Origin of the sequence: Bradyrhizobium sp. (genome assembly GCF_049586575.1) — a bacterium.
Taxonomy (GTDB): Bacteria; Pseudomonadota; Alphaproteobacteria; order Rhizobiales; family Xanthobacteraceae; genus Bradyrhizobium.
In genome coordinates this window covers 1-8,513 of record NZ_JBAVCF010000326.1, presented here as the reverse complement: position 1 = coordinate 8,513, position 8,513 = coordinate 1, and the positions used below count along the sequence as shown (strand labels likewise).

The window sequence follows — 8,513 nt, the reverse complement described above, 5'->3', positions numbered from 1 at the left end:
CCATTGGTGGTGCCGGCGAACATATTGAGCGCGCCGGGCGTCGATGGACCAAAGTCATCGGTCCAGGCATTATCGCTCATCGCGTAGTTCTGGGCGTAATTCCACAACGCGGTGACCGTGTTGCCATCGAAATAGCCCATTACCTGGCCGCTGTTCCCGAACGCACCGGCACCGCCCGACGTACCCTTACCCGTATCCAGCGGGAACAGGTCGTTCTTGCCGCCGTCGTACGCCTGCTCTTCTGCCTTATAGGCGTGATTCTGGTCAGCGGTGGCAGCCTGCGTGCGGTCGAGCCGGAACGGATTGGACGCACCCGCGCCGTTGAGCGGATTCAGGTTCGGATTGTTGTCGAGCAGAGCCGGGCTGGTCAGAAGATTATTGATATTCGCCGGTGTGTTCTTGGCGGGCTCGAAACGGGGCTCGCCGTCCACGTTCGTGGCGTTCGGATAGGTGCCGAAGTAATGATCGAACGAGCGGTTCTCGTTGAAGATGACGACGAGGTGCTTGATCGGCGTCTTGGTCGGCAGCGTGTCCGGATTGACGGCCGACGTCTTCTTCGAATTCGAGGCGACGTCGTCCAGGTTAACGACCGGGGAGAGTTCGGCGGCGAGGCTGTTGCCAGCGACCGAACCAGTTGACGTGAGCGTGGTGGCGGCAGCGATCAGCGCAGCCGAGGATAGCAAAGCGGTTTTCAGCTTTCGATTTCTCATCTTTTCCCTCATGCCTCTCAAAATAATTTTGAGCCGAGCGCGGAGACTGATACGGAGGCTGAATGACAGAGATGTGTAAGTTTGACTTCAAAGCCGCTCTGTCCGCAGACTTTTCCAAAACGAGAGCGCGGCTCATCCAGATTGAAATCCGACGGAGGAAAACGCGTCGATCAACCGCGCGGTCGCGAAGTTGCCGTGCAACCGCGGCGCGTTGGCAGTCGCCTTGCAGGCGAAAGGCAAGCTATCACGCGCGAGAATTATCCTTGAGGCGCTGCCAGTTAGCGCGGCGCGCTTGTTTCGCCGCCGAACAGATCGAGCTTTTCCTTCGGCACAGACGTAAGCTGGCCCCACTTGCCGAAGTGTGACTTTACAAAGATGTCACCGAACCTTCTTGTAAGCCACGCTTTTCGTTTTCCACCTGACGAAATACCCCTTTTTCGAGATCGGGAGCCTTTCCGATGAATCCCGCCAATCTTCCCTTTGATTCCGAGACCATGCTTTCAGGCCTGCGCGCCTGGGTCGAATGCGAAAGCCCGACCTGGGATGCCTCCGCAGTCAACCGCATGCTCGATCTCGCCGCGCGCGACATGGCGATCATGGGAGCGTCGATCGAGCGAATCCCCGGACGGCAAGGATTTGGCGGTTGCGTGCGGGCGAAATTCCCCCACCCAGGACAGGGCGAGCCCGGCATCCTGATCGCCGGCCACCTCGACACGGTCCATCCCATCGGCACGATCGAAAAGCTGAAATGGCGGCGCGAGGGCAACAAATGCTTCGGTCCCGGCATTTTCGACATGAAAGGCGGCAATTACCTCGCGCTGGAAGCGATCCGGCAACTGGCGCGCGCCTCGGTCAGCACACCGTTGCCGGTCACCGTGCTGTTCACGCCGGATGAAGAAGTCGGCACACCCTCGACGCGCGACCTCATCGAGGCCGAAGCCAGGCGCAACAAATATGTGCTGGTGCCCGAACCCGGCCGGCCGAACAACGGCGTCGTGACCGGGCGCTACGCGATTGCGCGATTCAACCTGGAAGCCGTCGGCAAGCCGAGCCATGCCGGCGCTACCCTCTCCTCCGGCCGTTCGGCCATTCGCGAGATGGCGCGGCAGACCCTGGTCATCGACGGCATGACGTCGGACGACTGTACCTTCTCCGTCGGCATCGTGCATGGCGGCCAATGGGTTAATTGCGTCGCAACCACCTGCACCGGCGAAGCCCTCAGCATGGCCAAGCGCCAAGCCGATCTCGACCGCGGCGTGGAACGGATGCTGGCGCTGTCCGGCACCTCCAACGATGTGACGTTCAAGGTGACGCGCGGCGTGACGCGTCCGGTGTGGGAGCCGGATGCTGGCACGATGGCGCTCTATGAAAAGGCGCGCAGCGTCGCTTCTGCCATAGGGCTCGATCTGCCGCACGGCAGCGCCGGCGGCGGCTCCGACGCGAATTTCACCGGTGCGATGGGGATTCCGACGCTCGACGGATTGGGCGTGCGCGGCGCCGACGCGCACACGCTGAACGAACATATTGAGGTCAACAGCCTTGCCGAACGCGGCCGCCTGATGGCCGGCCTGCTGGCGACCCTGACCTAAAGGGCAACTCCGATGGCAAAGACCACAACCGCGGCCCGCGCGATCCCTTTCAAACCTATTCGCGCCCGGGCCGAACAGCGCAAGGGCGGTGCCAAGGCGCTCGAAAAGCTTTTGCCCGAAAAGCCCGACATGAAAGCGCTGGCCAAAATGGCGGACGACCGCATTCTGGCCCAAATGACCCAGCGCGTGTTTTCCGCGGGCTTTGCCTGGAGCGTGATCGAAAACAAATGGCCAGAATTCGAGAAGGCCTTCCTCGGCTTCAATCCGGCCAGATTGATTTTCCAGCCCGACGATTTCTGGCATGGGCTGCTGTCCGACACCCGCATTGTGCGCAACGGCGCCAAGATCGCCTCGGTTCGCGAAAATGCCGCCTTCGTGCAGGAAATCGCGAAAGAGCACGGCAGCTTCGGCCGTTTTCTTGCGCAATGGCCCTCCTCCGACCAGATCGGTCTTCTCGACCTGCTCAGCAAACGCGGCAGCCGCCTCGGCGGCAACACCGGCCAGATGTTCTTGCGTTTCATCGGCTGGGACGGCTTTGTGACTTCACCGGACGTGGTCGCGTGCCTGCGCGATGCCGGGCTCGACGTCGCCAGTGAGGTAAAGTCGAAGGGCGATCTGGCCAAGGCGCAGGCGCAGTTCAATGCCTGGGCTGCCGAGACCGGCCTGCCCTACGTGCATCTGTCGCGGATTTGCGCGATGTCGATCGGCGAGAACCGCCTCGCTCAGTGATGACGGACGGCGGATGCGGCATGCAAAACGGAATTGCTCCTTCGCTTGCGCCCGTTGGTCTTGGGAGACTAGCGTCTCTTCGCCCAATGCTTTGAGAGAGACGATGCATCGTATCGCCGTCGGCGGTTTTCTTCACGAAACCAATACCTTCGCGCCGACGAAAGCGACATACGCCGATTTCGTTCACGGCGGCGGCTGGCCCGCGATGACGCAAGGCAGCGACCTGCTCAAGACGATGCGCAAGATCAATGTCGGCCTCGCCGGCTTTATCGGCGAAGCCGAAACGCATAGCTGGGAGCTGGTTCCGACGCTCTTCGCCGCCGCCAGCCCATGCGCCAACGTGACCAAGGATGCCTACGAGCGCATCGCGGGTGCGATCGTCGAAGGCATCGCGAACGCTCTCCCGCTCGATTCGGTTTATCTCGACCTGCACGGCGCCATGGTGAGCGCGCAGTTCGACGACGGCGAAGGCGAGATCTTGCGCCGCGTGCGCGCGGTGATCGGCAACGAGTTGTCGCTCGTTGTCAGCCTCGATCTGCACGCCAACGTCACGCCCGGCATGGTGCGTCACGCCGATGCGCTGATTGCCTATCGCACCTATCCCCATGTCGACATGGCCGACACCGGCCGCGCCGCGGCGCGCCACCTCGCGTTGTTGCTGCGCGACGGCCGGCGCCTTGAGAAAGCGTTCCGGCAGTTGCCGTTCCTGATCCCCATTAGCTGGCAATGCACAACCGACCAGCCCGCTAAAGGCATCTACGAGAAGCTTGCGGCACTGCAAAGCGAAGCCGTGCCGACGCTTTCGTTCTGCCCGGGATTTCCGGCGGCCGATTTCGCCGATTGCGGACCGAGCGTCTTCGCCTATGGACGAACAAAAGCGGATGCGCAGGCTGCCGTCGACAAGCTCGCCGCCCTGATCGAAAGCCATGAGAGCGATTTCGACGGCCGCATCTATGCGCCGGACGAAGGCGTGCTGCTCGCCATGGAGCTGTCGAAGAACGCGCAAAAACCCGTCGTCATCGCCGACACACAGGACAATCCCGGCGCCGGCGGTGATTCCGATACCACCGGCTTGCTGCGGGCACTGGTCCGCAACAAGGCCATACGCGCGGCGATCGGCGCGATCTACGATCCGGCGTCGGCCAAAGCCGCGCATGAAGCAGGCGTTGGCGCCACTGTCACGCTCGCGCTCGGCGGCAAGTCGGGCATTGCGGGCGATGCGCCGTTCGAGGCGACGTTTGTGGTCGAGACATTGTCCGAAGGCAAATTCGTCGCGCCCGGCCCCTACTTCGGCGGCCGCGCCATGGACATGGGGCCATCGGCATGTTTGCGGATCGGCGATATCCGCGTGGTCGTCAGTTCGCACAAAGCCCAACTGGCCGACCAGGCGATGTTCCGCTATGTCGGGATCGAACCGACCGAACAGGCGATCCTCGTCAACAAAAGCTCGGTGCATTTTCGGGCCGACTTTGAACCGATCGCCGAAAAGCTTCTGATCTGCGCCGCTCCCGGCGCCATGCCGGCCGATCCCGCCTCATTGCCCTGGACCAAATTGCGTCCGGGCATTCGACTTAAGCCGCAGGGGCCCGCCTTTATCGCGCCTTACTCGTCACAGCTTCATTCCAACGCCATTGGATAAAAGATATGCCCACGATTGATCGCATCGAACGTTTTGCCGACGATCTGACCGCCATCCGCCGGGACCTGCATGCCCACCCCGAAATCGGCTTCGAAGAAGTTCGCACCTCCGGCATTGTCGCCGACAAACTCGCTCAATGGGGCGTCGAGGTGCATCGCGGGCTTGGCGGCACCGGCGTCGTCGGCGTGCTGAAGGGCAAAGGCTCCGGTAAAAAGCGCATCGGGCTGCGCGCGGATATGGACGCGCTGCCGATGGAAGAGAACACCAACCTGAAATGGCGCTCGACCATTCCCGGCCGCTTTCACGGCTGCGGCCACGACGGCCATACCGCCATGCTACTTGGCACCGCGCGCTATCTCGCCGAAACCCTTAACTTCGACGGCACCGTGCATTTCATCTTCCAGCCGGCCGAGGAAGGCCTCGGCGGCGCACGCGCCATGATCAAGGACGGCCTGTTCGAGAAATTTCCGTGCGACGAAATATACGGTCTGCACAACGCGCCCGACCTCGACCACGGCGAACTCGCGGTCTTGCCGGGACCGGCGATGGCGGGTGCGGATTTCTTCGACATCACCATCAACGGCTACGGCGCCCATGGCGCGATGCCCGAACGCTCCAGGGACCCGGTCATGATTGCAATGACGCTGGGCCAGGCGCTGCAAACCATCGTCAGCCGCAACGTCTCGCCGAACGAAGCCGCCGTGCTGTCGATCACGCAAATTCACGCCGGCTCCGCCTATAATGTCATCCCCGGCGAGGCCAAACTCGCAGGGACCGTGCGCGCGTTCTCCGACGAGGTGCGCGCGCTGATCCGCGAGCGGATGCGCAGCCTTTGCGCCGGACTGGCTGCGGCCTTCCAGGTCGAGATTACGGCCGATATCAGGGACATTTTCAGCGTGCTCGTGAACCACGAAGAGCACTGCAAGGTAGTGGCTGACGTCGCGCGCACCGTGATCGATCCGGCCAAGGTTCTGACGCGCTCGAAGCCCAAGATGGGCAGCGAGGATTTCGCCGACATGCTGCACGCCGTCCCCGGCGCCTATTTCTGGCTCGGCCATGACGGCTCGGTGCCGGTGCACAATCCCGGTTACACGCTCGACGACAAGATTCTCCCCATTGGCGCCAGCGTATTTGCCCGCATCATCGAGAACCGTCTGCCGGCAGGCGCCCATGCTTGAGGAAGAATCCACCGAAGCCGTATCCGCGCTGCATGACCTCAGCGCAACCGATCTGATCGCGGGTTTTCGCGCACGGCAGTTTTCGCCGAGCGAAGTACTCGACGACGTGCTGGCGCATATCGCGGTGTGGGAGCCTCACATCAAGGCGCTCTATGCCTTTGATCCGGAAGGCGCGCGCGCCGCCGCCAAAGCCTCGACCGAACGCTGGCAAAAGGGCGAAGCGCACGGCGCGCTCGACGGCGTTCCCGTCACCATCAAGGACAACATCGCGACAAAGGGCGTGGCCGTGCCGCTTGGCACTGCCGTTATGAAGCTGGTGCCGGCGGACGCGGACTCGCCGCCGGCCGCTCGCTTGCGCGAAGCCGGCGCGATCATCTTCTCCAAGACCACGATGCCGGATTTCGGCATGCTGTCGTCGGGACTGTCCAGCTTCCACCCCCTCACCCGCAATCCCTGGGACTTGCGCCAGAACCCCGGCGGTTCAAGCGCAGGCGCTGGTGCCGCTGGCGCTGCCGGTTATGGCCCGCTGCATCTCGGCACCGATATCGGCGGCTCGGTTCGTCTGCCGGCCTGCTGGTGTGGCTTGGTCGCGCTCAAACCGAGTCTCGGACGCGTGCCGATCGATCCGCCCTATGTCGGTCGCGTCGCGGGTCCGATGACACGCACCGTCGACGACGCCGCGTTGATGATGAGCGTGATGGCGAAACCGGATCGCCGCGACGGCATGAGCCTGCCGTCCAACGACATCAACTGGAAGGCGCTTGACAAGCCGTCGCGCAAATTGCGCATCGGTCTTTTGCTCGATCTCGGCGTCGGCCAGGCGCTGGAGCAGGAAGTCCGCGATGTCGCGACCAAGGCGGCAAAGGCCTTTGAGGGCTCCGGCGCCAGCGTCCACGAGGTCAAGGGTGTTCTGACGCGTGAGACGCTTGAAGGCCTCGACAATTTCTGGCGCGCCCGCCTCTGGGACGATCTTTCCAGGCTCCCCGCCACCGAGCGCGGCAAGACGCTTCCCTACATTCTCAAATGGGCGGAAGCCGGCGCCAAACTATCGGGCGTCGACGTTATCAGAGGCTTCAACGCCACCATGGCGATCCGCGCCGCCGCGGCAAAACTTTTCGCTGACATTGACTACCTGATCTCGCCGGTCTCGCCGGTGGTGAAATTCGCAGCCGAACTCGCCGCCCCCCTCAACGATCCCGATCGCCCGTTCGAGCATATCGCCTACACCGTACCCTGGAACATGGCGGAGAATCCCGCGATCTCGATCAACGGCGGCTATGACGCGACGGGCTTTCCGATCGGCGTGCAGATTATCGGCCGCCGCTTCGACGACCTCGGTGTGCTCGGCATGGCGAAAGCGTTCGAGAGCCTGCGCGGGCCGCAACGGCCCTGGCCGAGACCGCCGAAGTAGCGCTCGTCTGAGGAAGGAAACCCGATGGCCTTTGAGACGATCACCTACGAGGTTTCGGAGCAGATCCTCACCATCACGCTGAACCGTCCCGACAAGCTCAACGCCTTCAATGCCACGATGATGCGGGAGCTGATCGAGGCCTTCGACGCGGCCGATGCGGACGACGACGTCAGGGCGATCATCGTCACCGGCGCAGGCCGCGCCTTTTGCGCCGGGGCCGACCTTTCGTCGGGCGCCGACACCTTCGACCGCGACGCACGGCGCGGACCTGTCAAGCGCCTGCCGGACGGACGCGTCGATTACAGCGATCCGCAAGCGCGCGACGGCGGCGGCCAGGTGACGTTGCGCATCTTCAAATGCCTGAAGCCCGTGATATCGGCCGTCAACGGACCGGCGGTCGGCATCGGCGCCACCATGCTGCTCGCCATGGATATCCGCATCGCCTCCGAAAACGCGAGATTCGGCTTTGTGTTTTCCCAACGCGGCATCGTGCCTGAGGCGGCCTCGAGCTGGTTCCTGCCGCGCATCGTCGGCATCTCGCAGGCGCTGGAATGGTGCTTTACCGGCCGCGTCTTTCCCGCGCAGGAAGCCCTCGCCGGAGGCCTCGTGAGCCGCGTCGTTCCGCCGGATGAATTGCTCCCGGCAGCGCGAGCGCTTGCGCGTGAAATCGCCACCAAGACCTCAGCCGTGTCGGTCGCGCTGATCCGGCAAATGATGTGGCGCCTGTCGGGCACGGACGATCCGATGGAGGCGCACAAGGTCGATAGCCGCGGGATCTACAGCCGCGGCCGCTCCGGCGACGTCAAGGAAGGCGTGATGTCGTTTCTGGAAAAGCGGCCCGCGAACTTCAAGGACAAGGTGTCGTCCGACATGCCGGACTTTTTTCCGTGGTGGGACGAGCGGGAGTATGAATAGTGCTCGTCGTCCCGGACAGCGAGGCGGAAGCCGAGCGCGATCCGGGCCATAACCACAGCCCGTAACTATTGTGCACATTCCTGCCAGTAAAGCTGATTGATGGATTCCGCGGTATGGGTTCCGGGTCGCGCGGAGCCTGTCATCGGGCGCGCATTCGCGCGGCCCGCTGGCTTGCCCGGGACGACAGGGTTACATCATCAACGCGACCCTTCCGATCGCCTTGCGATCGATCAGAAGCCGCATCGCTTGTGCGTAATCTTCAAGCGGCAAACGGTGCGAGATATGCGGCCGCACGTGTCCTCCGGCCGCCCACGCGAGCAGAGTCTTCAGACGCTCCTCACC

Annotated in this window: 8 protein-coding genes; 6 read left to right on the top strand and 2 right to left on the bottom strand. The window is 63.1% G+C overall.

Features of this window, described 5'->3' with window-relative positions; genetic code table 11:
* Window positions 1-710 (bottom strand): alkaline phosphatase family protein (locus tag WB528_RS12640; protein ID WP_423888749.1); only part of this gene is annotated, 710 nt, incomplete at its 3' end.
* Window positions 711-1,168: 458 nt separating this feature from the next.
* Here WB528_RS12640 and WB528_RS12635 point away from each other — a divergent pair.
* The 6 genes from WB528_RS12635 (at window position 1,169) to WB528_RS12610 (ending at window position 8,171) form a co-directional block, all read left to right on the top strand.
* Entirely contained in the window at window positions 1,169-2,299 is a 1,131-nt protein-coding gene (locus WB528_RS12635) for a M20/M25/M40 family metallo-hydrolase (protein ID WP_423888748.1), read from the top strand.
* Window positions 2,300-2,311: 12 nt separating this feature from the next.
* Window positions 2,312-3,028: a DNA-3-methyladenine glycosylase I gene (locus WB528_RS12630; protein WP_423888747.1), complete on the top strand. Its 717-nt coding sequence runs from the start codon at window positions 2,312-2,314 to the stop codon at window positions 3,026-3,028.
* A gap of 103 nt (window positions 3,029-3,131) precedes the next feature.
* The gene (locus tag WB528_RS12625; RefSeq protein ID WP_423888746.1) at window positions 3,132-4,667 is read left to right on the top strand and encodes a M81 family metallopeptidase; all 1,536 of its coding nucleotides are present in this window, start codon (window positions 3,132-3,134) and stop codon (window positions 4,665-4,667) included.
* A 5-nt stretch (window positions 4,668-4,672) separates the two neighbouring features.
* The gene (locus WB528_RS12620) at window positions 4,673-5,845 is read left to right on the top strand and encodes a M20 aminoacylase family protein (protein WP_423888745.1); all 1,173 of its coding nucleotides are present in this window, start codon (window positions 4,673-4,675) and stop codon (window positions 5,843-5,845) included.
* Window positions 5,838-7,256, top strand: coding sequence for an amidase (locus WB528_RS12615; protein ID WP_423888744.1), 1,419 nt, complete (start codon window positions 5,838-5,840; stop codon window positions 7,254-7,256). Before WB528_RS12620 ends, WB528_RS12615 begins: the two co-directional genes overlap by 8 nt.
* 24 nt (window positions 7,257-7,280) lie before the next feature.
* A complete protein-coding gene (locus WB528_RS12610) occupies window positions 7,281-8,171 on the top strand; it encodes a crotonase/enoyl-CoA hydratase family protein (protein ID WP_423888743.1) in 891 nt (296 codons plus the stop codon).
* Between the two features lie 189 nt (window positions 8,172-8,360).
* On the opposite strand, the gene WB528_RS12605 is transcribed toward WB528_RS12610, so the two are convergent.
* On the bottom strand, window positions 8,361-8,513 hold a 153-nt coding region (locus WB528_RS12605; RefSeq protein ID WP_423888750.1), incomplete at its 5' end, for a zinc-binding dehydrogenase.